This is a genomic window from Amycolatopsis cynarae (assembly GCF_026802195.1).
In the GTDB taxonomy this organism is placed as follows: domain Bacteria; phylum Actinomycetota; class Actinomycetes; order Mycobacteriales; family Pseudonocardiaceae; genus Amycolatopsis_E; species Amycolatopsis_E rhizosphaerae.
In genome coordinates this window covers 2123356-2145615 of sequence record NZ_CP113836.1, presented here as the reverse complement: position 1 = coordinate 2145615, position 22260 = coordinate 2123356, and the positions used below count along the sequence as shown (strand labels likewise).

20 protein-coding genes and 1 pseudogene are annotated in these 22260 nt (G+C 71.2%); 11 read left to right on the top strand and 10 right to left on the bottom strand.

The features are described 5' to 3' along the window. Positions 1-30 precede the first annotated feature (30 nt). Both ORV05_RS10150 and ORV05_RS10145 read left to right on the top strand, forming a co-directional pair. Positions 31-702, top strand: coding sequence for a response regulator transcription factor (locus ORV05_RS10150; RefSeq protein ID WP_268758196.1), 672 nt, complete (start codon positions 31-33; stop codon positions 700-702). Between the two features lie 47 nt (positions 703-749). Beyond that, positions 750-1127: a hypothetical protein gene (locus ORV05_RS10145; RefSeq protein ID WP_268758195.1), complete on the top strand. Its 378-nt coding sequence runs from the start codon at positions 750-752 to the stop codon at positions 1125-1127. A 33-nt stretch (positions 1128-1160) separates the two neighbouring features. Here ORV05_RS10145 and ORV05_RS10140 read toward each other — a convergent pair whose 3' ends face one another. Further along, the gene (locus ORV05_RS10140; protein WP_268758194.1) at positions 1161-1733 is read right to left on the bottom strand and encodes a TetR/AcrR family transcriptional regulator; all 573 of its coding nucleotides are present in this window, start codon (positions 1731-1733) and stop codon (positions 1161-1163) included. A 120-nt stretch (positions 1734-1853) separates the two neighbouring features. On the opposite strand from ORV05_RS10140, the gene ORV05_RS10135 reads away from it, so the two are divergent. Next, a complete protein-coding gene (locus ORV05_RS10135; RefSeq protein WP_268758193.1) occupies positions 1854-3050 on the top strand; it encodes an FAD-dependent monooxygenase in 1197 nt (398 codons plus the stop codon). Positions 3051-3082: 32 nt separating this feature from the next. Here ORV05_RS10135 and ORV05_RS10130 read toward each other — a convergent pair whose 3' ends face one another. Next, positions 3083-3856: a S1 family peptidase gene (locus ORV05_RS10130; RefSeq protein WP_268758192.1), complete on the bottom strand. Its 774-nt coding sequence runs from the start codon at positions 3854-3856 to the stop codon at positions 3083-3085. Between the two features lie 232 nt (positions 3857-4088). On the opposite strand from ORV05_RS10130, the gene ORV05_RS10125 reads away from it, so the two are divergent. Continuing rightward, positions 4089-4805 (top strand): DUF222 domain-containing protein, encoded by a 717-nt coding sequence (locus ORV05_RS10125; protein ID WP_268758191.1) that lies wholly within the window; start codon positions 4089-4091, stop codon positions 4803-4805. Positions 4806-4821: 16 nt separating this feature from the next. Here ORV05_RS10125 and ORV05_RS10120 read toward each other — a convergent pair. Together ORV05_RS10120 and ORV05_RS10115 are read right to left on the bottom strand one after the other, a co-directional pair. Then, a pseudogene (locus ORV05_RS10120) lies at positions 4822-5701 on the bottom strand (NAD-dependent protein deacetylase). 9 nt (positions 5702-5710) lie between these two features. Then, entirely contained in the window at positions 5711-6493 is a 783-nt protein-coding gene (locus tag ORV05_RS10115) for a uracil-DNA glycosylase (protein ID WP_268758190.1), read from the bottom strand. A 151-nt stretch (positions 6494-6644) separates the two neighbouring features. Between ORV05_RS10115 and ORV05_RS10110 the strand changes: the two genes are divergently transcribed. The 4 genes from ORV05_RS10110 to ORV05_RS10095 all read left to right on the top strand — a co-directional run bounded on the left by ORV05_RS10110 (position 6645) and on the right by ORV05_RS10095 (position 11370). Continuing rightward, complete coding sequence (locus ORV05_RS10110) at positions 6645-7232, top strand: RNA polymerase sigma factor (protein ID WP_268758189.1); 588 nt, start codon at positions 6645-6647, stop codon at positions 7230-7232. Continuing rightward, positions 7229-8419: a hypothetical protein gene (locus ORV05_RS10105; protein WP_268758188.1), complete on the top strand. Its 1191-nt coding sequence runs from the start codon at positions 7229-7231 to the stop codon at positions 8417-8419. The genes ORV05_RS10110 and ORV05_RS10105 overlap by 4 nt, the downstream gene beginning before the upstream one ends. 141 nt (positions 8420-8560) lie before the next feature. Next, positions 8561-10132 carry a S53 family peptidase gene (locus ORV05_RS10100; RefSeq protein ID WP_268758187.1) on the top strand — a complete coding sequence of 524 codons (1572 nt, stop codon included), beginning with the start codon at positions 8561-8563 and terminating at the stop codon, positions 10130-10132. 74 nt (positions 10133-10206) lie between these two features. Beyond that, positions 10207-11370 (top strand): alkaline phosphatase family protein, encoded by a 1164-nt coding sequence (locus tag ORV05_RS10095; protein WP_268758186.1) that lies wholly within the window; start codon positions 10207-10209, stop codon positions 11368-11370. 126 nt (positions 11371-11496) lie between these two features. Here ORV05_RS10095 and ORV05_RS10090 read toward each other — a convergent pair whose 3' ends face one another. The 3 genes from ORV05_RS10090 to ORV05_RS10080 are packed head-to-tail and all read right to left on the bottom strand — an operon-like array spanning position 11497 to position 14551. Continuing rightward, positions 11497-12723, bottom strand: coding sequence for a metal-dependent hydrolase family protein (locus ORV05_RS10090; RefSeq protein WP_268758185.1), 1227 nt, complete (start codon positions 12721-12723; stop codon positions 11497-11499). Beyond that, on the bottom strand, positions 12720-13163 hold the full coding sequence (locus tag ORV05_RS10085) for a GAF domain-containing protein (protein ID WP_268758184.1): 444 nt from the start codon (positions 13161-13163) through the stop codon (positions 12720-12722). The genes ORV05_RS10090 and ORV05_RS10085 overlap by 4 nt, the downstream gene beginning before the upstream one ends. Next, positions 13160-14551: an MFS transporter gene (locus ORV05_RS10080; protein WP_268758183.1), complete on the bottom strand. Its 1392-nt coding sequence runs from the start codon at positions 14549-14551 to the stop codon at positions 13160-13162. Before ORV05_RS10080 ends, ORV05_RS10085 begins: the two co-directional genes overlap by 4 nt. 158 nt (positions 14552-14709) lie before the next feature. Between ORV05_RS10080 and ORV05_RS10075 the strand changes: the two genes are divergently transcribed. Further along, positions 14710-15612: a MurR/RpiR family transcriptional regulator gene (locus tag ORV05_RS10075; RefSeq protein WP_268758182.1), complete on the top strand. Its 903-nt coding sequence runs from the start codon at positions 14710-14712 to the stop codon at positions 15610-15612. Between the two features lie 2 nt (positions 15613-15614). Here the strand turns inward: ORV05_RS10075 and ORV05_RS10070 are convergent, their stop codons facing one another. Together ORV05_RS10070 and pruA are read right to left on the bottom strand one after the other, a co-directional pair. After that, positions 15615-16523 carry a proline dehydrogenase family protein gene (locus ORV05_RS10070; protein ID WP_268758181.1) on the bottom strand — a complete coding sequence of 303 codons (909 nt, stop codon included), beginning with the start codon at positions 16521-16523 and terminating at the stop codon, positions 15615-15617. A 17-nt stretch (positions 16524-16540) separates the two neighbouring features. Then, complete coding sequence (gene pruA / locus ORV05_RS10065; RefSeq protein WP_268758180.1) at positions 16541-18166, bottom strand: L-glutamate gamma-semialdehyde dehydrogenase; 1626 nt, start codon at positions 18164-18166, stop codon at positions 16541-16543. A gap of 108 nt (positions 18167-18274) precedes the next feature. Here pruA and ORV05_RS10060 point away from each other — a divergent pair, with 108 nt between their 5' ends. Further along, on the top strand, positions 18275-19876 hold the full coding sequence (locus ORV05_RS10060; protein WP_268758179.1) for a PucR family transcriptional regulator: 1602 nt from the start codon (positions 18275-18277) through the stop codon (positions 19874-19876). A 34-nt stretch (positions 19877-19910) separates the two neighbouring features. Here the strand turns inward: ORV05_RS10060 and ORV05_RS10055 are convergent, their stop codons facing one another. Then, positions 19911-21323, bottom strand: a complete 1413-nt coding sequence (locus tag ORV05_RS10055; protein ID WP_268758178.1) for a serine/threonine-protein kinase — start codon at positions 21321-21323, stop codon at positions 19911-19913. Positions 21324-21473: 150 nt separating this feature from the next. Between ORV05_RS10055 and ORV05_RS10050 the strand changes: the two genes are divergently transcribed. Next, a complete protein-coding gene (locus ORV05_RS10050) occupies positions 21474-22130 on the top strand; it encodes a hypothetical protein (RefSeq protein WP_268758177.1) in 657 nt (218 codons plus the stop codon). Positions 22131-22260: the final 130 nt, after the last annotated feature.

Sequence of the window (22260 nt, the reverse complement as noted above, 5' to 3'; positions counted from 1 at the left end):
CCGGCCGAGGTGCCACGCTAGCGTGGACGAGTGCGCGTGCTGGTGACCGAAGACGACGACAATCTGCGGCTGGCCCTCGATGCCGCCCTGCGCGGCGCGGGGTTCGCCGTGGACGTCGCGTCCGATCTGCCCGCCGCGGACGAGGCTCTCGGCGTCAACTCCTACGACTGCGCGGTGTTCGACCGGATGCTGCCCGCCGGCGACGCCCTGCCGTACGTGCGATGGCGGCGTGAGCGCGGCTGGACGGTGCCGGTGCTGTTCCTGACCGCACGGGACAGCCTGACCGACCGGCTCGACGGCCTGCGCCTCGGCGGCGACTACCTGGCGAAGCCCTTCGCGATGGCGGAAATGGTGGCCAGGGTGCGCAGCCTGTGCCGCCGCAGCGGCACGAGCGGCACCGAACGGCCGGTCGTGCTGCGCTGCGCGGACGTCGAACTGGACGGCGGCAGGCACGAGGTGCGCCGGGGCGGGGTGCTTTTGACCTTGACCCGCAAGGAGTTCCTGGTCCTGGAACGGTTGATGAGCACCGCCGGAACGCCGGTTTCCCGGCAGGAACTGCTCCGCTGCGCCTGGGACGAGATGGCGGCCCCGGAGACGAACGTGCTGGACGTCGTGATCCGCCAGTTGCGGCGCAAGCTGCACGAACCACAACTCATCCACACCGTGCGCGGCACCGGCTACCTCATCGGTGCTCCGGCCTGAGAGCGTCCGCGCGCGCACGACCATTCTTTGTCTGAGGAGGCTGTCCGATGACAGAGGTGCGGCAGGAACGCACGATTGTCGACTTCGCCCTCACCCTCGCGGGCTTACTGTTGGGTTTCGTCGGCATGCTGGCGGTGTTCCGCGCCCTGCTCATGATGCCGCTGCCCGCGTCGCTGGCGATGGCCGAATGGCGCTATCCCTACGGGGTGGAGCTCGCGCGCCACGGCTACGTGTGGAAGTACTGCCTTCTGCCGCTCGTGCTCGCCGGACTGCAACTCGCCCTGGCCGTGCTCGCCAACCAGCGCGCACACGCTGCGGGCCGCCACCGGGCCACAGGAGTGTTCGGCATGACGGTCAGCATCATGTTCATCATCACGACGGCCGTCATGGCCGCGGTGAGCATCGCCGTGGCCTGCTCCGGGTGAGCCTGCGCCCTCCGCGAGAAAAGCCGTGCCCGCTCAGGCTTCCCCGGTCAGGTACCGCTGGATGACGGGGGCGACGTCGGCGACGATCCGTTCTTCGCTCAGCGCGACCACCGGCGGCAGCCGGAGCACGTAGCGGCACAGGGCGAGGCCGAGGAACTGACTGACCACCAGTCCGGCCCGCCGCGGGCCGTCCGCTGGATCGCCGAAGCGGAGCACGGCGGGGGAAACCTGCTCGACGAACACCTGCTGGATCTTCGCCACCAGCGCCTCGTCGGTGACCGCGGAACGCAGCAGGGTCAACAGGATTTCGCTGGTGGGCGGCCGTTCCCAGAGCGTGAGGAACTGCCGGGTCAGCACTTCGCCGAGGGCGCCGGGCGCCACGGCGTTCAGGTCCGGCAGTCCGAGGTCGACCTCCACGGCGGCGGAGAACAGTTCTTCCTTGCTGCCGTAGTAGCGCATCACCATCGCGGGATCGACGCCGGCGTCGGCGGCGATCGCCCGGATGGTCGCCTTGCGGTATCCCTCGGCCGCGAAGCGGCGCCGGGCGGCTTCCTTGATGGCGGCGCGCGTCGCGTCCGAGCGGCGGGCCGGAGTCTCCTCAGTCATGTCAACGATTGTAGGCCAACGCCTGTTGACTTCGCTGCACCCCACTGGCTACAGTTACGTCAACAAGCGTTGGCCAACACCAGTTGACCTATCGGATTCCCGTGGAACGAGGAGAAGATGATGAACACGCAGCGCGACAGCCTCCCGGAAAGCACGTCGGTGGTCGTGGTCGGCGCGGGCCCCGCCGGACTCGCCGCCGCCATCACCCTGGCCGACGCCGGGGTCGACTTCGTCCTGCTCGACCGGCAGGCCGAGGGGGCCAACACCTCACGGGCCTGCGTGGTGCACGCCAGGACGCTGGAGGTGCTCGACGAACTCGGACTGGCCGGGGAACTGCACGGAGAGGGCGTCGTGGTGCCGGTCTTCACGGTGCGCGACGGCGCCTCGGATGCCGGGCCCCTGGCCACGGTGCGGTTCGACGGCCTGCCCACCGCCTACCCGCACACCCTGATGGTGCCGCAGGACGTCACCGAAGCCGCGCTGCTGGCCCGGCTGCGCTCGGCGGGCGGCGACGTGACGCGCCCCTGGCAGGTCACCGGGATCAGCAATGACACCGACGGGGTGACCGTCACGGTGACCGGCGCGGACGAGTCCGCGCACACCCTCCGGGCCCGCTACGTGATCGGCGCGGACGGCATGCACAGCCTGGTCCGCGAGCAGGCCGGGATCGGGTTCACCGGCGACACCTACGCCAGTTCCTTCGTGCTGGCCGACGTGCGGATGGACTGGCCACTCGCCCGCGAGGAGGTCAGCCTGAACCTGTCGCCGGAAGGCGTCACCGTGGTCGCGCCGCTGCCGTGCGAAACCGGTGACCGGTACCGGATGGTGGCCACCGTCGCACAGGCGCCGCAATCGCCGAGCCTCGCCGACGTGCAGGCCCTGCTCGACGCCAGGGGCCCGCGGCAGGGCAAGGTGCTGGTGCACGAGGTGCTGTGGAGCTCGCGGTTCCGGGTGCACCACCGCGTGGCCGACCACTACCGGGCAGGCCGGGTGTTCCTCGCCGGGGACGCCGCCCACGTGCACAGCCCGGCGGGCGGGCAAGGCATGAACACCGGCATCCAGGACGCGGTGGCCCTCGGGCGGCTGCTGGCCCGGGTGCTGGACGGCGAGCCGGAAGGCCTGCTGGACACCTACGAAAGCACGCGGCGCCCGGTCGCCCTGGGCGTGGTCGCCTTCACCGACCGGATGACCCGCATGGCGAGCCTGCGCAGCCGCCCGGCCCGGCTGCTGCGCAACACCGCGATGCGGGTGCTCAGCCGGATCCCCGCCCTCCGCCGGAAGCTGGCCTACCAGCTCGCCGAACTGGCCAACCGCTGAACCCCCGCCCCGCGGCGCCGGTTCCGCCTGTTCTAACGCAGGTGTGCGGTGATCCAGCGGGAGAAGGTGGTGAGGCGCGCGTAGGTCCCGGGCTCGTGGGGCTGGGCGCAGCTCTCACCACCGGAGACGGTGCCCGCGACGCGGCCGGCGATGAGCAGCGGGCCGCCGCTGTCGTGACTGCAGGCGTCCACGCCACCCTTGGTCCAGTTACCGGCGCAGACCAGTTGCGAGGCCTTGAATCCCTGCGACCCGTAGGCCTGGGTGCACAGGGAGTTCGAGACGAGCGGAACGGTGGCCTTCTTCAGATGCCCGATCTTGCCGCCGTCGTAGTTCGTGCCCCAGCCGAGGATGGTGGCTCGCCCGCGGTAGAGGCCGCCGTCGCGGGGCGAGACGTAGCCGATGGGCTTCACCCCCCGCACCGGCCGGTCGAGGGTGAGCACCCCGACGTCGCCGTACATGATCTCGGCAGGCCCGCCGAGGTTCCTGAAGCCCGGATTGCGCTCGGCCTTGACCACCCGGTAGGTGGTGCCGCCGCCCTTGGTGACGTCGTCACGGCCCTGGACCGCGGTGCTCACCCCCGTGCAGTGACCGGCGGTGAGTACCTTGTCCGGGGCGACGAGTTCACCGGCACAACTGAACTTCCCCTTGCCGTTGTAGAGCGCGAGCAGCCATGGGAAGTCCTTTGTAGACACATTGGTGCCGCCCACGATCGACGGAGTTTCCTCGGCCGAGGCGGTCGCGGCGAAACCTCCGGCGGCGACGAGCACAAGCGCCGAGAGGCAGCCGAGCAGGATCGATCTGATCATGTCGCACAGACTGCCACTTTCGTCCGGAAAAGGCACGCGGCAGGTGAACCGTTTTCACCCCTGCTCCCCTATGGCGTATTTGTGGAGTTTGCCAGGACCGGGCTCGGACAGGAGGGCGCGACACCCAGCATCCACCTCGATTCGTTCGAATTCAAGTTCGAATATAAACTGGGGGTTTTCCGGGCCCGATCCGGAACTGTGCGACCGCATCGCCGCACTCGACCGGGATGACGTGTTGTCGCTGATCGCGGCGGCCGAGAACTGTTCCAATGCTTGTCAGGCGATGAAGCTGGCTGCGGTGGCGGCGTTGGGGGCTGCGGATTCGGTGGCGAAGGAGGTCGCTCTCGAATTGTATTATGGTGTGCGTCAGGCAGAGGGCCAGGTGTCACTCGCGAGGGATCTGGCGCAGCGGTTGCCCGCGACGTTCGAGGCCATGCGGCGGGGTGCGCTGGATCCGTATCGGGCGTCGAAGGTGGCCGACCAGACCTCGATCCTCACCGACGACCAAGCTCGGGAAGTCGACGCACAGGTTGCCGGGAAGATCACCACGCGGGACGCGACCTCAGTACGGCGCCTGGTGAACAGGACCGTCGCCCGCGTCGACCCCGACGGGCACGCGCGGCGGTGCGAGGAGCGCAAGCGGTCCCGCAGCGTTCAGTTGTGCCACGAGGACGACGGGATGGCCACCCTGTATGCCTATCTCCCCACGGAGATCGCCGCCACCATCTATGCGCGGGTGGCTCGTGTTGCCCGGGGGCTACGGAGCCGGGGTGAGGAACGCACCCTGGATGGGTTGCGGGCAGACGCGTTCTCCGATCTGTGCCTTGGTGTCGCGCGGCCGGTGGAGCCGCCGCGGGCGGAGTTGTTCGTGTATCTGGATTTCCTGACCTGGACCCCGGCTGGTCGCATCTACCGCAGCGAACCCGAACCCCTCACCACCGCCGCCTGAAATCGGATGGCTCCGGTCAAGCCGTGAACAGCCCGGCCAGTTCGGTCAACGCGGGGCCGAGCGGGCGGTCCACCCGCACCGTCAACCAGGGCGTCCCCGCGGGTGATCCCCTGGTTGACGATCAGGACCGGTTTGCCCGTCTTTGCCGCGTGCCGCACGAAACGCAGGCCCGACATGACCGTCAACGACGAACCGAGGACCAGCAGCGCTCGGGCCTCGTCGATCAGCCGGTAGCACAGGTCCACGCGCGGTTTCGGCACGTTCTCGCCGAAGAACACCACATCCGGTTTCAGCACGCCGGACCCGCACGCGCCGCAGCCGACCAGCCGGAAGGTCCGCACCACCTCCGCGGCGAGCTCGGCGTCACCGTCCGGGTTGATCCGCTTCGCCGTCGCCTCGAAGCCCGGGTTCGCCGCGCGCAGCCGTGCGTCGAGTTCCCCGCGCGGGCTCGTCCGGCCGCAGCCCAGGCAGAGCACGCGATCCAGGCTGCCGTGCAACTCGACCACCTCCGGTGTGCCCGCCGCCTGGTGCAGCCCGTCCACGTTCTGCGTGATGACGCTCGACAGGTATCCCCGCGCCCGCAGCGCGGCGACCGCCCGATGCCCGTCGTTCGGGGCGGCCCGCGCGATCGTGCGCCAGCCGGCGTGGCTGCGTGCCCAGTAGCGGCGGCGGCCGTCTTCGCTGGTCACGAACTCGTCGTAGGTCATCGGGGTGTGCCGGCGCAGGGTACCCGTGGCGCCCCGGTAGTCCGGGATGCCCGACTCGGTGGACAGCCCGGCGCCGCTGAGCACCGCGACCCCACCGCGTCCGACGACCTCGGCGACCTCGTCGAGCCGCTGGGTCCGCGGCCACGGTTCACCGGTCGCGTCCCAGGTCAGGGTCGGTCGTGTCCGCACGGACCCAGCTTACGGAGTCCGGCGCGGGCCGGGACCGGTCACGCCGGCGAGCTGGGCGGCGTGCCGGAGCACGGTGTGCAACATCGTGGTGGTGAGCGTGTGCGTGGAGACGTTGCGCTGACTGGGGTGGTAGCAACCGAGCAGGTGCAGATCGCGCCCGCTCCGCGCATCGGTCAGCAGAACCTGCGCGCCGTGGCCGAACTTCGGCCGTGGCCGCGGCAGCGACCAGCCCGCGTCCGCCAGCACGGGCAGCAGGGCCTGCCAGGCGAATCCCCCCAGCGCCACCACCACCCGAAGGCCGGGGCGCAACAGTTCCAGTTCCCGCGCCAGCCATGGACGGCAGGTGTCCCGCTCCCCGACGCTCGGCCGGTTGTCCGGCGGGGCACAGTGCACCGGCACCGTGATGCGCACCCCGTACAGCGCCAGCCCGTCATCCCGGTGCGTGGCCGTGGGCTGGGAGGCCAGACCGACCTCGTACAGCGCCGCGTACAGCACTTCCCCGGAAGGATCCCCGGTGAAGATCCGGCCCGTGCGGTTGCCGCCGTGCGCCGCCGGGGCCAGGCCGATGAGGGCCAGCGGCGCGTCGGCGGGTCCGAACCCGGGCACCGGCCTGGCCCAGTACTCCCAGTCCCGGAAGGAACTCCGCTTGACCGCGGCCACCTGTTCCCGCCAGGCCACCAGCCGGGGACACGCCCGGCAGTCCACCAGCTTCGCCTCCAGCTCCCCCAGCGCCCCGCAACCGGGTGCCGAGTGGGCCGGATAGCCGACGTCGTCCGGAGCGTCGCGCCGCATCGCTCCTCCTCCCGGGCCCGGCTCCTGAGACAGGTCGCCTTCAGAGTCATCAGTCATAAACGCTTTCAAGTCGACCTTGAGGGCACGACCGGCCACGGTCAAACTGGCCGCACAACATTCCGCCCGCACCCGGCAACTAGTGGGTGTGACCATGCGACTGACCGAAGCGGGGACGCCAGTGAGGGCTGCCGGCGAGCAGACGGACGGCGATCTCTGGCAGCGCGCAGCGGACGGCGACGAAGCGTCGTTCACCGCACTGTTCGAACGCCACGCCCAAGCGGTGTGGAACCACGCCTACCGGCTGACCGGCTCCTGGACCGCGGCCGAGGACCTGACCTCGAACACCTTCCTGATCGCCTGGCGGAAACGCCGGGAGGTGCCACTGGTGTGCGAGAGCGCGCTGCCCTGGCTGTACACGGTGGCGGGCAACCTGGCGCGGACCGAGAACCGGGGGCGGGGCCGCCGATTGCGGCTGCTGCGACGGATCCCGTCGCCGCCCCAGGCCGCCGACCACGCCGACCGGGTGGCCGAGCAACTCGACGGGGAAGCCCGGCTGCGCGAGGTGATCGCAATGGTGCGGACGCTGCCCCGTGCCCAGCGCCAGGTGGTGGAGCTGTGCCTGCTCGGGGACGTCAGCGTCGCCGACGCGGCTGCGTTGCTCTCAGTCGCGGAAGTCACCGTCCGCTCACACCTGTCCCGCGCGCGGACGCAGCTTCGAGCCCTGCTGGAGGAGAAATGACCGACGAACTTTCCTTGCCACCGCGCCGCGAGCTTCCGCCCGACGTCCGCGCCCGGCTGCGTGCCGAGGTGGCGGCCGGGTTCGCCGAGGCGCCGAAACGCGGCCGGGTGGTGGCGGTCGCGGCGGCCGTCGCGCTGCTCGCCGGGGGTGCCGTGGCGGCGACCCAGCTCGCCCGGCCGTCCCACGACGTGTCCGCCGCGTCGGACGGCGGCGGCGCCCCGAGCACCGGGCTCGACCGCTGCTGGGCGGCGGTGGAGAAGGCGGGCAAGACCGCGGCCGTGCCCGACCGGTCGAAATGGGTCACGACGTTCACGGCCGCGGAAGGCGACGACGTCGTGGAGGCGTTCACCGCCGCCGGGAAAGCGATGTTCTGCGAAACGACGGCCACCACGGCGACGCTGTCGAACCCGGACGTCCGCACGGACGGGGGCAAGACCAGGCTGCTGTTCTACACCGGCACCGGCCTGGTCGCCGGGGTCGCCGACGCCTCATGGGACTCGCTCGCGTTGAGCATGCCCGACGGTCTGGGTGTGGCGATGGCGAAACCCCAGGGCCCGGCCCACCAGTTCACCGCCTTCACGCACACCGATCCCGCGAAGACGCACCTGTTCGCGGCCCCGGTGATCGACGGCCGCATATCGGCCACCGCCAGGGTGGACCTCGCCGCAATTCCGGCTCCGCTGGTGAGCGTCACCGACCGTGCGGCCGACCGGAAGTCGCCTGCGGGACAGGCGCTCGGGACATGCCTGGCCCAGGTGGCCCAGCCGCCCGCCGACGCGGACAGCTATCAGCCGGGGGCCCTGCTCGAGAACGGCGCATACCGGGTGGTGCTCGGCCGGAACGCGGGTCACACGGTGGCGTGCACCACCGAACCCGGCGCGAACGGGACCACCTACCACCTCTACCGCGACACCTTCATCGGCCAGTCCATCCCGGCGCGCAGGCTCTCCGTGCCCGAGCTGGGCGGGAAGGTGCCCTTTGTCGGCATCGTGCCGCCCTCGGCGGCGTCGATGAAGGCCGACTTCGGCCAGGGGAAGCCGTTTCCCATCACCGTGACGAACGGGACCTTCGCGGCCTGGCTGCCGGACGGTGCGAAGGCGATCGGGGGACGGCCCGGTGAGAGCTGGGTCCTGGTGGAGGACGCTCGCGGCGCCGCGCTGTTCAACGGCTACGTGCCGATGAAGTGAGCCGTGAGGGGTCCCCTCACGAGCGGAAACGACCGTGAGGGGACCCCTCACAGCCGCGTAGGGGGGCCAGTGCGGCGCGAACTTTGGTCTCTTTGTGTCGGACGGTAGCGAAGCGGCTACGAAAAGATGCACCATGCAGGGGTGACCGAAGCTGAGCGTGTTCCCGTTCCTGGCAGTATCCGCGCGGAGCTGACCGGCGCCGAGGTCGTCGGCCCCGTCGAGCCGACCGAGACGGTCTCGGCGACGGTGGTGCTGCGGCGTCGCGACGAGCTGGGCGAAGCAATGGTGTCCGGGCCGGAAACGATCACTCCGCACGAACTCGCCGTCCGCTACGGCGCGAGCGACGAGGATCTGCGGACGGTGCGCGAGGTGCTCACCGCGGCGGGCCTGACGATCACGGACGTCCACCGGGGGTCGCGCCGGGTGCGGGTCAGCGGCCCGGCCGAGGCGATGACGGCCGTCTTCGGCACCGAACTCACCATGGTCCGCAGCGCCGACCCGCTGGGCGGGACGATCGCGCACCGCGCGCGCAGCGGCGAACTGCGGATCCCCGCCGAGCTGGACGGCATCGTGGTCGCCGTGCTGGGCCTGGACGAACGTCCGCAGGCCCGCGCCCAGTTCCGGCTGCACGGCGGCAAACCCGCCGCCGCGCGGTCGTTCACCCCGGACCAGCTGGGCACGCTGTACGCCTTCCCGTCCGGCACGGACGGCACCGGACAGACCCTGGCGATCATCGAACTCGGCGGCGGTTTCAAACCGGCCGACCTCACCGCGTATTTCGCCGGGCTCAAGATCCCGGCGCCCCAGGTCAAGGCGGTCGAGGTCGACGGCGGCAAGAACGCCCCCACCGGCGACCCCAATTCCGCCGATGGCGAGGTGATGCTCGACATCGAGGTCGCCGGAGCCCTTGCCCCGAAGGCTGATCAGCTCGTCTACTTCGCGCCGAACACCGACCAGGGCTTCCTCGACGCGGTCGCGACCGCGGTGCACGCGACGCCGACGCCCACCGCGGTCAGCATCAGCTGGGGGCAGTCCGAAGACCAGTGGACCGCCCAGGCCCGCGCCGCGATGGACCAGGTCTTCGCCGACGCCGCCGCGCTCGGCGTGACGATCTGCGCCGCCAGCGGCGACAACGGCAGCACCGACGGGCAGTCCGACGGCGGTCAGCATGCCGACTTCCCCGCTTCCAGCCCGCACGTGCTCGCCTGCGGAGGCACGAACCTGCGAGCCACCCCGCCCACGACTATCGAGTCCGAAACGGTGTGGAACAACCCGAGCGGCGGCGCGACCGGCGGCGGGGTGAGCGACGTCTTCCCCGCGCCCGGCTTCCAGACCTCGGCGGGGGTGCCCGCACGCGCCGGCGGCGGCATGGGCCGGGGTGTGCCCGACGTGTCCGGGAACGCCGATCCCGCCACCGGCTACCAGATCCTGGTCGACGGGAAGAAGGCGGTGGTCGGCGGCACCAGCGCGGTCGCCCCGCTGTGGGCCGCCCTGATCTGCCGTCTCGCCCAGGCCATGGGCCGCAAGCTGGGACTGGTGCACACCCAGCTCTACCAGGGGGTGCGCGCGGGCAGGCCGCAACCCGGCTTCCGCGACGTGACCAGCGGTAACAACGGCGCGTACCAGGCCGGTCCCGGCTGGGACCCGTGCACCGGCCTCGGCACACCCGACGGCACCGCCCTGCTCCGGGTCCTGACCGGGCAGACGAGCTGATCCCCGAGGACCGCACAGGGCAGGGGCGGCGCGGGAGGCTTCGCACAGGAGGACACGACGCGAAAGGGCACACCATGGCAGCGACCGGACCCGTGGCCCACGTGGTCATCCTCGTGCAGGAAAACCACACCACCGACAACTACTTCCGGTCCATGGCGGCCTTCGGCGCGAACGTCGCGACCGGCTGGCCGGTGTCGCCCAACCCGCCCGCATCGGACCAGCCGCACGACCGGCACGCCTACTACCGCTGGCTCACCAAGCGGTCCCCCGGCGCGCACGTCCAGTTCGACACGGTCAAGGACCTGCCGTTCTACGCCTGGCTCGCGGCCTCCGGTGCTTTCCTCGAAAACCACTGCGCGGGCTACGGCACCAACTCCACGCCGAATCATCTGCTCATCGTCGGAGGGCAGACGCCGACCCTGCGGAATCCGCCCCGCAACCAGCCTTCCCCGGTCTGGGACCTGCCCTCGCTGCCCGGCCACGCCGGAGACCACGGTGTGACCTGGAAGGCCTACACCGGCACCAGCGGCTATCCCGTCGAGTTCTACCGGCAACTCAAGGGCTCGCCGAACATCGCCCGGTCGGCCGACATCATCACCGACGCCGGGAACGGTTCGCTGCCCGCGCTGTCCATGGTGTGGCACGACTCCCCCCTCGACGAGCACCCACCCGCGAACGTGACCGAGGGCATGGACGCGGTCTGGCGGATCGTCGACGCGATCACGAAGGCCGGCGCGTGGGACTCGACGGTGTTCCTGCTCACCTGGGACGACTGGGGCGGCTACGACGACCACGTCGCGACCCCGAACGTGGAGACCACGCCGGACGGCGTGCAACTCGCCTACGGCCCCCGGGTGCCACTGCTGATGTTCGGCGGCCGGGTCCGGCCGGGCATCGACCACCGCTGGTCGTGGCATCCCTCGATCACCAAGACCGCGCTCGACCTGCTCGGCCTGCCGAAGCTCGGCGTGCCCAGGGTGGACGAGGACAAGGGGCTGGCCGATCTGGTGGACCTTTCCGCGTCACGGGTACCGAACCCGGCCCCGCCCGCCCACGGCACGGCCATCACGCAACCCGAACCGCCGAAACCCGCCCCCGCCCCGGCTCCGGTGCCGCCACCACCGTCGTCCGCCCCGGTGCCGGTCGGTCCGGTCCTGCTGCGCGACGGGACCACCCTGCCGCCGCCGAACGACGTGCCCCTCACCGTCCACACCGGACACTCGCACGCCCGGCGATAGGGCCGTGAGGGGTCCCACGCTGCCGTGTGGGGTGCCCTGAAGGTCGCCTTCAGGGTCATAAACGCCCTCAAGGCCACCTTGAAGGCGCGCCCCCTCATGGGAAAGCAGGCCAGGGCCCCGGCCCGTTCAGGGCGTGCCGTGGCCGCCGACGATCCGGCCCGCCTGGATGACGTGCCGGAGGTGCTTCGGCTCGGCGAGCACGCCGATGTCGGCCAGCGGATCGCCGTCGACCACCAGCAGGTCGGCGTGCGCGCCGGGGGCGAGCGTGCCGGCTTCCCCCGTCATGCCGACCAGTTCGGCGGCGACCGAGGTGGCGGACCGGATCACCTCGAGCGGCGGCTGCACCTCGGCGCGCAACCGGAACTCGTGGTTCTGGTGGCGGTGCATCCCGCCGAGCAGGTCGGTGCCGAAGACCAGTTTCACGCCGCCGCGGGCGGCCCGGTCCAGCGCGGCCAGGCCCGCGCCGAGCACCTCGTCCACCTTGCGCCAGCTCGATTCCGGCAGCCCGTACTCCCGGCCTTCCTGTTTGAGGGCCCAGTAGGTCACCAGCGTCGGCACCAGGAACGCGTCGTGTTCCCGGAACAGCTCCACGCTGCGGTCGTCGAGCAGGTTGCCGTGCTCGATGGAGCGGATGCCCAGCTCCAGCGCCCGGTTCACCGCCCGTGCGGTGTAGGCGTGCGCCGCCACGTAACGGTTGGCGGCCCCGGCCTCCTCGACCACGGCCCTGATTTCCTCGGCGGAGTACTGGGTCGAGTCGATCCGGTCGGTGGGCGAGGCGACTCCGCCGGAGGCCATCACCTTGATGTGGTGCGCTCCCTTGCGCAGTTCGTCCCGCGCCGCCGCCCGCACGGCGTCCACACCGTCGGCGATCCGGCCCAGCCCCGCGCAGCAGGGATGGTCGTCCTGCCGGTGCGTGCCGCGTCCGCGGGTGTCGCCGTGACCGCCGGTCTGGCTCAGCGCCCGCCCGCAGAACAGCAGGCGGGGTCCGGGGAACAGCCCTTCCGCCTGCGCGTCGGCCAGCCCGTAGTCGGCGCCGGAGGCGTCACGGACCGTGGTGAAACCGCGCGCCAGCATGCCGCGCATGATCCGGGCGCTGTGCGCGGCCACATAGGACGGTGAGGATTCCGGCAGGGAGCCCAGGTTCGCGGTGAACGCGGTGACGTGCACGTGGGCGTCGATGAGCCCCGGAAGCACCACGGCCCCGTCGGCGTCCACGGTGCGCACGCCGGGCGCGCGCAGTCCCGGCCCGGTCTCGACGATGCGGCCCTCGGCGCACCGCAGGTCGCCCTCGCGGTATTCCCCGGTCCCGGGGTCGAGGAGCAGGGCGTTGCGCACCAGCAGCGAGTCGTTCACAGCTCACCCGCTTCCCGCAGGACGGCGCGCAGCGCGGGGACGGCGAGCGGAGCCGCCTCGACCGCCGCCGCGACCGATTCCTCGTCGTAGCTGCCCTCGGCGTCGAGGATGGCCAGCGCACCCAGCGTGCTGCCCTCCTCGACGACGGGCACGTTGATGACCGCGCCGCAGCCGAGCGCGGAAATCAGCCGGTGATCGGCGAACACCTCGCGCACCGCCGCGCGGTCCGCTCCCAGGTAGGGCCGCTGCCCTTCGATGCACTGGGCCAGCCAGCCCTCGGCGACCTCGACACTCTTTTCCCCGCCCACCGGGTACTGCCCGGGGTGGCTGCTGTACACCCGGCGCAGGACCCGCCGCCGGGGCAACCACGCCAGCACGGTGAACAACCGCACCCCGATCTCCTCGCGCACCTGATCCTCCACTCTGGACAGTTCCGTCATTTCGCCAGCTTCTCCGTGACGGTCGCGGCCGCCCCGCGCTCGGTCAGCTCCTCCAGTGAACGGCCGGCGGTGGACAGCCCGAACACGACCACGCAGACCACCCCGGCCGCCAGCACGGCGGTGGTGAGGCCGAAGACGCCGCCGAAGCCGAGGCTCGCCGCGAACACGCCGATGATGGTGGGTGCCAGGATGCTTCCGACGCGGCCGAAGGCACTGGACAGTCCGGTGCCGGTGGCGCGGATCCAGGTGGGGAACACCTCGGGCGTGTAGGAGTACACCCCGGCGTAGGTGCCGTTGAGGAAGAACGACAGCACCGCCCCGGCCAGGGTGATGCTCCACGGCAGGCTCATCTGGCTCAGCCAGAACGCGCTGACCGCCGAACCGGCCAGGTAGAGCGCGATGGTGTGCTTGCGGTCCAACCGCTCGGACAACCACGCGGCCGAGAAGTAGCCCGGCACCTGCGCGAGGTAGATGATGATCGAGAACTCGAAGCTCTTGGTCACCGTGATCCCGCGTTCGATCAGCAGGGTCGGGATCCACGAGAAGAAGCCGTAGTAGGAAAAGGTGATCACGAACCAGACCACCCAGATCACCGCGGTCCGCCGCGCCATGGCCGGGCTCCACAGGAACTTCAGTGCGGTCGGCAGGTTGACCTTCGGGGTCTCGGTGAGCGAGGCGACGGCCTGGGACGGGACGGGCGGCAATTGCGTGCCGGTCGCCTTCTCCACGTCACGCTCCAGTTTCGCGACGACCTCCTCGGCCTCCGCGCGCCTGCCCTGCGCGAGCAGGAAACGCGGCGACTCCGGGAGCGAGCGGCGCCACCACAGCAGCAGCACGATGGGCGCGGCGGTGATCACCTGCGCCACGCGCCAGCCTTCGGGCATCGCCGAGACGACGAACCGGCCGAGGAGCGCGGCCGCGACGAACCCGAACGAGAAGAACCCGGCCAGCGCGCCGACGAACCAGCCGCGCCGCTTTGCGGGCACGAACTCGGACAGGAACGGGGCGATGATGGCACTTTCCGCCCCCGCCCCGGCACCGGCGAGCACCCGCGCCCCGAGGAAGATCTGGTAGTTCGGTGCCATGGCGGCGACCACCGAGAACAGCGCGTAGAAGGCCAGCGCGAACATCATGACCTTCTTGCGGCCGATGCGGTCACCGAGCAGGCCCGCCGCGATCGCGCCGAACAGGAAGCCGAACGGGGTCGCCGAACCGATCAGCCCGAGTTCACCGTTGCTCAGCCGCCACACCGCTTTCGCGCTGGGCAGGAGGAACGCGACCACGGCCGAGTCCATGCCGTCGAAGGTGTATCCGAGTCCGCCGATGAGGAGCAGTTTGTAGTGCGGACGGCTCAGCGGGAGCCGGTCCAGTCGTGCCAGCAGCGTCATGACAACGCCTTCCCTGGAGGTCGGAGCGACAAGAGTTCCGACAACGTATGATGCAGATAGGGTTATTTGCAATATCGTTTGCATACTCGTAACAGAGCTCCCCGGCCCGGGAAGCGGCCTCGTCGAGGGCTGTGGTGTGCTCGTGACGGGAGGCTTCAGTGAACGAGAAGGAAAACCACGACGGTCTCGAGGAGTGGCTGCGGGACCGGCTGCCCCCGCGGGGACTGCGGCCGAAGGCGGCAGCCGTGCTCGAGGTGCTGGTGTCCCAGCCGCGCCGGGCCTCGTTCGGATCGACCGGGGAGCTCGCCCAGCTCGCCGGGGTCAACGTCGCCACCGTGACCAGGACCGCCCAGGCACTGGGTTTCGCGGGCTGGCCCGCGCTCCAGCAGGAGCTCCGGGCGCGCTACCTGTCATCGCTCAGTGCCCCCCAGGTGGCCGAGGAGCACCACGGGGCGGACTCGCCCGCCTCCGCTTCGCTGCGCCGCGACCTCGACAGTCTCGCCCTGCTGCACCGGCGCTTCGACGAGGACGAGATCCGTTGCGTCGCCGAGGGAATCGCCGAAGCACGCCGCACCGTGGTGATCGCCGACGGCAGCTACTCGGCCGTCGGCATAGCCTTCGCGCACAATGCGCGGCTGGCGGGCTACGACGTGCACGCGGTGACGAACGGGGACGCCGAGCTCGCCAACATCATGGCGAAGCTCGGCCAGGACGACGTCCTCGTGGCGATCAGCTTCTGGCGCCTGTACGAAAGCACGGTGCTCGCCGCGAACGAAGCGCGCGACCGCGGCGCCCGCGTGTTCGTCCTCACCGACGCCGCCAGCCCCGCACTGGCCGGTGCGGCGGAACGGGTGCTGATGATCCCGGCCGAAGGCGTGACGTTCTTCCCGTCCCTCACCGCGGGCATGGCGCTGGTGCAGGCGGTCGTCGCGCAACTGGCCGCCGTCGATCCGGTTCGCACCAACGAATCGATCGAAGCGGCGGAGGCCATGTGGTCCCGCTTCGACCTCCTGCACCGGCGCCCTGGCCCCCGGCCGGCCCCGAAGGATGACGCGGAGTAGGCCTACCCCGGCAGCAGGGAGCGCAGGAAGAACGCCAGGTTCGCCGGGCGTTCGGCCAGCCGCCGCATGAAATAGCCGTACCACTGGTCGCCGTAGGGCACGTACACCCGCATCCGGTGCGCCTGCGCGAGGCGGCGCTGTTCGGGTTCGCGGACGCCGTAGAGCATCTGGAACTCGAAGTCCGCGCGGTCCCGGCCGAGTTCGGCCGCGACCGCGATCACCCGTGGATCGTGCGTGGCGACCATCGGGTACCCGGCGCCCTCCATCAGGATCCGCAGGCAGCGCACGTAGGAGCGGTCCACTTCGGACTTCTCCTGGTAGGCCACCGAAGCGGGTTCGGCATAGGCGCCCTTGCACAGCCGGACACGTGACCCGGGGCCTGCCAGGTCGCGGCAGTCCTGTTCGGTGCGCCTGAGGTAGGCCTGCAGCACCGCGCCGGTCCAGGGGAAGTCCTCCCGCAGCGCCCGCAGCGTGCCCAGGGTGGCGTCGGTCGTCGTGTGGTCCTCCATGTCCAGCGTGACGGTGGTTCCCGCCGAAGCGGCCGCGGCACAGATACGCCGGGCGTTGTCCAGCGCGATCCGGTCGCCGCCGGGCAACCGCTGCCCGACGGCGGACAGCTTCACCGACACCTCGGCGTGGCCGGCCAGCCCGTGGTCGGCCAGGCGCCGCAGGAGTTCGACGTAGGCCCGCATGGTGAGTTCGGCCGTCGCGACGTCCGTGACGTCTTCGCCGAGATGGTCCAGCGTCACGAAACGGCCGTCCGCCGCCAGCGCGGCGGTGACCCGAAGGGCCTGGTCCACGGCGTCCCCCGCGACGAACCGTTCGACCAGCGGCCGGGTCAGCGGGGTGCGTTCGACGAGCGACCGGCATCCGGCCGAACCGGCCGCGGCCAGCAGGACACTGCGCAGCATGGGGATCCTCCTCGGCCTCAGCCCTGGTGCGGGTACGCGACGGTGGTGGGGGGCACGAAGGTCTCCTTGAGGGACCGGGGGCTGACCCAGCGCAGGAGGTTGTGCATCGAGCCCGCCTTGTCGTTGGTGCCGGAGGCGCGGCCGCCGCCGAACGGCTGCTGGCCGACCACCGCTCCCGTCGGCTTGTCGTTGATGTAGAAGTTCCCCGCCGCGAACCGCAGTTCGGCGGCGGCCCGGGCGATCGCCGCGCGGTCGGTGGCGATGACCGAGCCGGTGAGGCCGTAGGGTGCCGCGCCCTCCAGTTGCGCCATCACCCGCTCGTAGTCCGCGTCGGGGTAGACGTGCACCGCGAGGACGGGCCCGAAGTACTCGGTGGTGAACACCTCGTGCGCGGGGTCGCCGGAGGCGATCACGGTCGGCCGGACGAAGAAGCCGTCGGTGTCGTCCGCGGTGCCCCCGGCGAGGATTTCGAGCGCGCTGTCCGTCCGCGCCCGGGACAGGACGCCGGAGAGCCGGTCGAACGCTCGGCGGTCGATCACCGCACCCATGAAGTTTCCGAAGTCGGTCACGTCGCCGACGGTCAGGGCCTCGACCTCGGCGAGGAAGGGGTCCTTCAGCCGCTTCCACACCGATTCGGGCAGGTAGGCGCGCGACGCCGCCGAGCACTTCTGCCCCTGGTACTCGAACGCGCCGCGGATCAACGCGGTGCGCAGCACGTCGAGGTCCGCCGAGGGGTGCGCCAGCACGAAGTCCTTCCCGCCGGTCTCCCCCACCAGCCGCGGATAGGCGCGGTAGGTTGCGATGTTGGCACCGACCCGGGACCACAGGTGCTGGAAGGTCCGGGTGGAACCGGTGAAGTGGATCCCGGCGAGATCCGGTGCGTTCAGGGCCACCTCGGAGACGGCGACCCCGTCGCCGGGCAACAGGTTGATCACGCCGGGCGGCAGCCCCGCGGCCTCCAGCAGGCGCAGCGTCAGGTGCGCGGACAGGCTCTGGGTGGGGGAAGGCTTCCACAGCACCACGTTGCCCATCAGCGCCGGTGCCGTCGGCAGGTTGCCCGCGATCGCGGTGAAGTTGAACGGGGTGATCGCGTAGACGAAGCCTTCGAGCGGGCGGTGGTCGGTCCGGTTCCACACGCCCGGCGAACTGGCGGGCTGCTCGGCCAGCAGGCGGCGGGCGAAGGACACGTTGAACCGCCAGAAGTCCGCCAGTTCGCAGGCCGCGTCGATCTCGGCCTGGTAGGCGGTCTTGGACTGGCCCAGCATGGTCGCCGCGTTGAGTTTCGCCCGCCAGGGACCGGACAGCAGATCGGCCGCCCGCAGCAGGATCGCCGCCCGGTCGTCGAAGGACAGTGCCCGCCAGGCGGGCGCCGCGGCGCGGGCGGCGGCCAGCGCGGCTTCGGTGTCCTGCTGCGTCGCGTAGGCGAGGGTGCCCAGCACGGCGCGGTGGTTGTGCGGCTGCACCACGTCGACCCGGCGGCCGCCGCCCATGCGCTGCTGCCCGCCGATGGTGGCGGTGAACTCGAACCGTTCCCCGCCGAGTTCGGCGAGCGCGGCTTCGAGCCCGGCCCGCTCGGGACTGCCCGGCGCGTACTGCAGCACCGGTTCGTTGGCCGGGGTCGGCACGGTGGTCACGGCATCCACGACTGCTCCCTTCGCTTCCTGTGGGAGCAACGCTAAAATCGCCAACCCGGCCGGACTTTGTCCGTTCCGCCAAGGTTGTCGCCAGCCCTTTGGCCGAAAGGACAAGATATGAGCCTGCGGCAGGTCCTGATCGCGCTGGGCGATTCGCTGGTCGAACTGGAGGCCGCCCCGGACGGGCTGGACACCGACATCCGGGACGTCGTGGTGGTCGAGCCCGACGACACACCCGGAGTGCGCCCCGGAGACCTCGCACTGGTGATCGGCGCGCGGGGCCGCGCCGCGCTACCCCTGATCAAGGCCGCGGGACGGCACCGCGCGGCCGGTGTCGCGGTGAAGGTCGAATCCCCCTCCGCGCTGCCCCTGCTGCGCGCCGCGGCCACCGACGCCGGTGTCGCACTGCTCGCCGTGGCGGCCGAAGCGCGCTGGGAGCAGTTGGCGGCACTCGTGCGGGAGGTGCTGGACACCCTGCACGGCGGGACGGACGACGACGCCGCCGAGCCCGTCGGCGATCTGTTCGCCCTGGCCCAGACGATCGCGGCGCTGACCGGGGGCAGCGTCAGCATCGAAGACACCGCGAGCCGCGTGCTGGCGTACTCGCGTTCCGCCGACGAAGTGGACGAGCTGCGCAGGCTGTCGATCCTCGGCAGGAAGGGACCGGAACAGTACCTGGCCATGCTGCACGAGTGGGGGGTCTACGAGAGGCTGCGCACCACCGGGGAGGTGGTGCGCGTCGAGGAGCGGGCGGACCTGGGCATCCGGCGCCGCCTGGCGGTCGGGGTGCATGCCGGCGGACGGCCACTGGGCGCGATCTGGGTGCAGGAGGGGACGGCCCCGCTGGCGGAGCGCGCCGAACCGGCGCTGGCGGGCGCCGCACGGGTGGTCGCGCTGCACCTGGTGCAGCGGCGCAGCCCGGCCGGGACCAGCGCCCGGTTGCGGGAGAACCTGCTGGCGGCGCTGCTCGACGGCCGCAGCGATGCGGCCTCGGTGGCCCGGCAGATCGGGGCGGATCCCGGGAAACCGGTCGCGGTCGTGGCCTTCGCCGTGCGCGACGGCGAGCCGGTTGACCGGACGGAATGGGAGTTGCGGCGCTCGGCACTGGCGGCGGTGATCTCCGTGCACGCCGCGGCCTACCGGCGCAGTGCCCTGGTCAGCCAGCTCGGCGACCGCAGCTACGTGCTCCTGCCGGATCTGGCCCCGCAGGCGGGCCGCGCCCTGCTTGGCCTGACCCAGGAGATCGTGGGCGCCGCCGCCCGGCATCCGGGGATGCGGGTGCGGGCGGGTATCGGCGCCACCGTGTCCACAATGGACGAAGTGGGTGCGTCCCGCCGCGAGGCGGACCGGGTCCTCGACGCGATGGGCCGCGATGTGGACCTCGACGTCGCGACGCTCGCCGACGTCCGGTCGCAGGTCCTCGTCAGCGAAACGCTCGCCGTCCTCGCGGAACAGCCCCACCTGCGGGATCCCCGGCTGACGGCGCTGCGGGACCACGACGCCCGGCACGACACCGCGCTGGCCTCTTCCCTGCTGGCCTACTTCGACGCGCTCGGCGACGTCCGTGCGGCCGCCGCCCGGCTGCGGGTGCACCCGAACACCCTGCGCCACCGCGTCCGGAGGGCCGCGGAGGTGGCCGGTCTCGACCTGGACGACCCGCTGCTGCGCCTGTTCGCGTCGCTGCAACTGCGGCTGCCGCCCGATTCGGCTCCCCGCTGAACCGCCGGTGTTCCGTCCTCTCCCGGACCTGACATCACGGGAACTCACCCAGGCGCTCGTCGAGGAGGCGCGCGGCGTCGTGGGCGGGGGCGCACTTGTCCCCCTTGGCGGTGTCCAGGGTGAAGTAGACCTCGATCAGCAAATCGTCGTTCTGGAGTTGAAGCACGCAGCCGGTGCTGCCGGATTGGATGACCGCGTTGGAGCCGTTCGGCAGCGGAACGAGCGAAGCCCCGGGAGGCAACCGGACCTTGCTCCCCGCGGCGTCGGCATCCTCGTACTCATGGATCCGGTAGAGGACCGACCGCTCGCCGTCGCCGATCGGGTTCCACTGATAGCTGTGCGCGAAATGGTTTCCGTCCGGGGTGATGGACTCCTCCGTCTCGAACACCGTTCCCGGCGAGACGCCGAGATACCGGGCGGCATCGTCCTTGCCGAAAAGGTGGTACTCGATTCTCACGCTGTGCCAGACGAGGACGGCGATGGTGGCGAGGACCGCGGTGCCCACCAACAGCCAGAACCCTTTGACCAGCCTGCGTCGCACGACTGCCCAGCGGATCGGACGCCGCTCTCCCGGCCCGGCCATCTTCTTCGTGGGCGGATTCTTCGCGGGTGGATTCTTCGCGGTCGGCTTGACTGGCGGGGGAACGGTTTCGCCCGCGAGCATCCGCAGGATCCCCTCGGGGCCGGGCCGGAGCGTCGGCTCCGTGGCGAGGCAGGCGCTGACCACCCGGCGCAGGACCCCGTGGATCCCGGCCAGATCGGGCTCCTGGGAAAGGATCCGGTACACCAGTGTGGCGAACGAGCCGTCACCGTGGGGTGCCCGGCCGGTGGCCGCGAACGTGAGCACGGCGCCGAGGGAGTAGACGTCCGACGCCGGGCCCACCTCCTCCCCCTTGATCCGCTCCGGCGCCAGGTACCCCGGCGTGCCGATCACCATGTTGGTCCTGGTCAGCGCCGTGTTGTCCACGCTGACCGCGAGCCCGAAGTCGATCACGCGCGGTCCGTCTTCGGCCAGCAGGATGTTGCCGGGCTTCAGATCGCGGTGCGTGAGCCCCGCTTCGTGGATCGTCTTCAGCGCCTCGGCGAGCCCGGCGGCCAGCCGCAGCACCTCGGCCTCGGGCAGCGGCCCGCGGTCCGCGACGGCTTCGGCCAGCGACGGCGCCGGAACGTACACACTGGCCAGCCACGGCGGGTCGCCGTCGGGGTCGGCTCCGACCACCGGAACGCTGTGCCTGCCGGAGACCGCCATCCTGGCCGCCACCTCCCGGCGGAACCGCACGAGGAACTCCGGGTCGTCGACCAGTTCCCGGCGGATGACCTTCACGGCGACCTGCCTGCCGTCGGCGGAGGTGCCCAGGTACACCTGCCCCATACCGCCCGCCCCGAGCCGGCCTTCCAGCCGATAACCACTGATCCGAACCGGATCCCCGGCCCCCAAGGGTTCCATCGTGCACTCCCCGTCCGCGCCGGCGCCGCCATGACCACTTGGGTGAGCCATCCAGGCACAATCCCACCATCACGGCACGTTACGGAAGGTAGCATCCAGGGGCCAGTGCGTGGCCTGTTCCGGCAACGCCACTCCTTGCGAGGGATGTCGATGACCTATCCGCCTCCGCCGGGGCAGTACCCCGGTTACCAAGGTTTTCCGCCGCCACCACCGGGCCAGTTCCCCGGCATGCCCCAGTACGCGGGTGGAGTGAACCAGACGATCCAGCCGCGCCCCAGCGCGGGCACCGCGATCGCCGCCGGGGCGCTCGCCGTGATGGGCTCCGCCCTCGCCCTCACCTTCGTGATCGACACCTTCGGCCTGCTGGTCGGTCTGGGCGGCACGAGGTTCACCTGGCTCGGCTGGACGCAGGCGTTCGCCTACCTGATCGAAGTCCTCACGCTCGGCCCCGGCGCGGTGGTGCTGTTCCTGCGCAGGCCCCTGGGACGCTGGCTCGTGCTCACCGGCAGCCTGGTGCAGATCGCGCAGGGCATCATCGCCCTGATCATCCTGTGGTCGAGCGGCCTGCCCAGCGCCACGATGATGAGCTGGAACGCCGGCGGGATCTTCCTCGTGCTGGCCATGGCGATCGCGACCGCGATCCTGGCGGCACTGCCGATCACCGGCCGTTGGCTCGCCTCGCGCAACCAGCTGCCCGCGGTCCAGCTACCTCTTCTCTACGCACAACAGCCCCCGGCCTACGGGCAGCAGCAACCCGGCTTTCCGCCCCAGCCTCCCGGCTACGGCCAGCAGCCCCCGCAGTGGTGACAACCGAAGTCGAGGTGGTGGGCGGCGTCGCGGTGGTGCGGCTGGCCCACGGCAAGGTCAACGCACTGTGCCGGGCGGTCGAGCGGACGATGCGCGAACAGTGATCACTTCGGTGAGCCACCGGGGCGAA

Coding starts and splice junctions, on each gene's coding strand:
- ORV05_RS10145 (WP_268758195.1), top strand. CDS start 750: ATGACAGAGGTGCGGCAGGAACGCACGATTGTCGACTTCGCCCTCACC.
- ORV05_RS10055 (WP_268758178.1), bottom strand. CDS start 21,323: ATGGAACCCTTGGGGGCCGGGGATCCGGTTCGGATCAGTGGTTATCGG.
- ORV05_RS10070 (WP_268758181.1), bottom strand. CDS start 16,523: ATGCTGCGCAGTGTCCTGCTGGCCGCGGCCGGTTCGGCCGGATGCCGG.
- ORV05_RS10095 (WP_268758186.1), top strand. CDS start 10,207: ATGGCAGCGACCGGACCCGTGGCCCACGTGGTCATCCTCGTGCAGGAA.
- ORV05_RS10130 (WP_268758192.1), bottom strand. CDS start 3,856: ATGATCAGATCGATCCTGCTCGGCTGCCTCTCGGCGCTTGTGCTCGTC.
- ORV05_RS10110 (WP_268758189.1), top strand. CDS start 6,645: ATGCGACTGACCGAAGCGGGGACGCCAGTGAGGGCTGCCGGCGAGCAG.
- ORV05_RS10080 (WP_268758183.1), bottom strand. CDS start 14,551: ATGACGCTGCTGGCACGACTGGACCGGCTCCCGCTGAGCCGTCCGCAC.
- ORV05_RS10050 (WP_268758177.1), top strand. CDS start 21,474: ATGACCTATCCGCCTCCGCCGGGGCAGTACCCCGGTTACCAAGGTTTT.
- ORV05_RS10140 (WP_268758194.1), bottom strand. CDS start 1,733: ATGACTGAGGAGACTCCGGCCCGCCGCTCGGACGCGACGCGCGCCGCC.
- ORV05_RS10060 (WP_268758179.1), top strand. CDS start 18,275: ATGAGCCTGCGGCAGGTCCTGATCGCGCTGGGCGATTCGCTGGTCGAA.
- ORV05_RS10115 (WP_268758190.1), bottom strand. CDS start 6,493: ATGCGGCGCGACGCTCCGGACGACGTCGGCTATCCGGCCCACTCGGCA.
- ORV05_RS10105 (WP_268758188.1), top strand. CDS start 7,229: ATGACCGACGAACTTTCCTTGCCACCGCGCCGCGAGCTTCCGCCCGAC.
- ORV05_RS10085 (WP_268758184.1), bottom strand. CDS start 13,163: ATGACGGAACTGTCCAGAGTGGAGGATCAGGTGCGCGAGGAGATCGGG.
- ORV05_RS10135 (WP_268758193.1), top strand. CDS start 1,854: ATGAACACGCAGCGCGACAGCCTCCCGGAAAGCACGTCGGTGGTCGTG.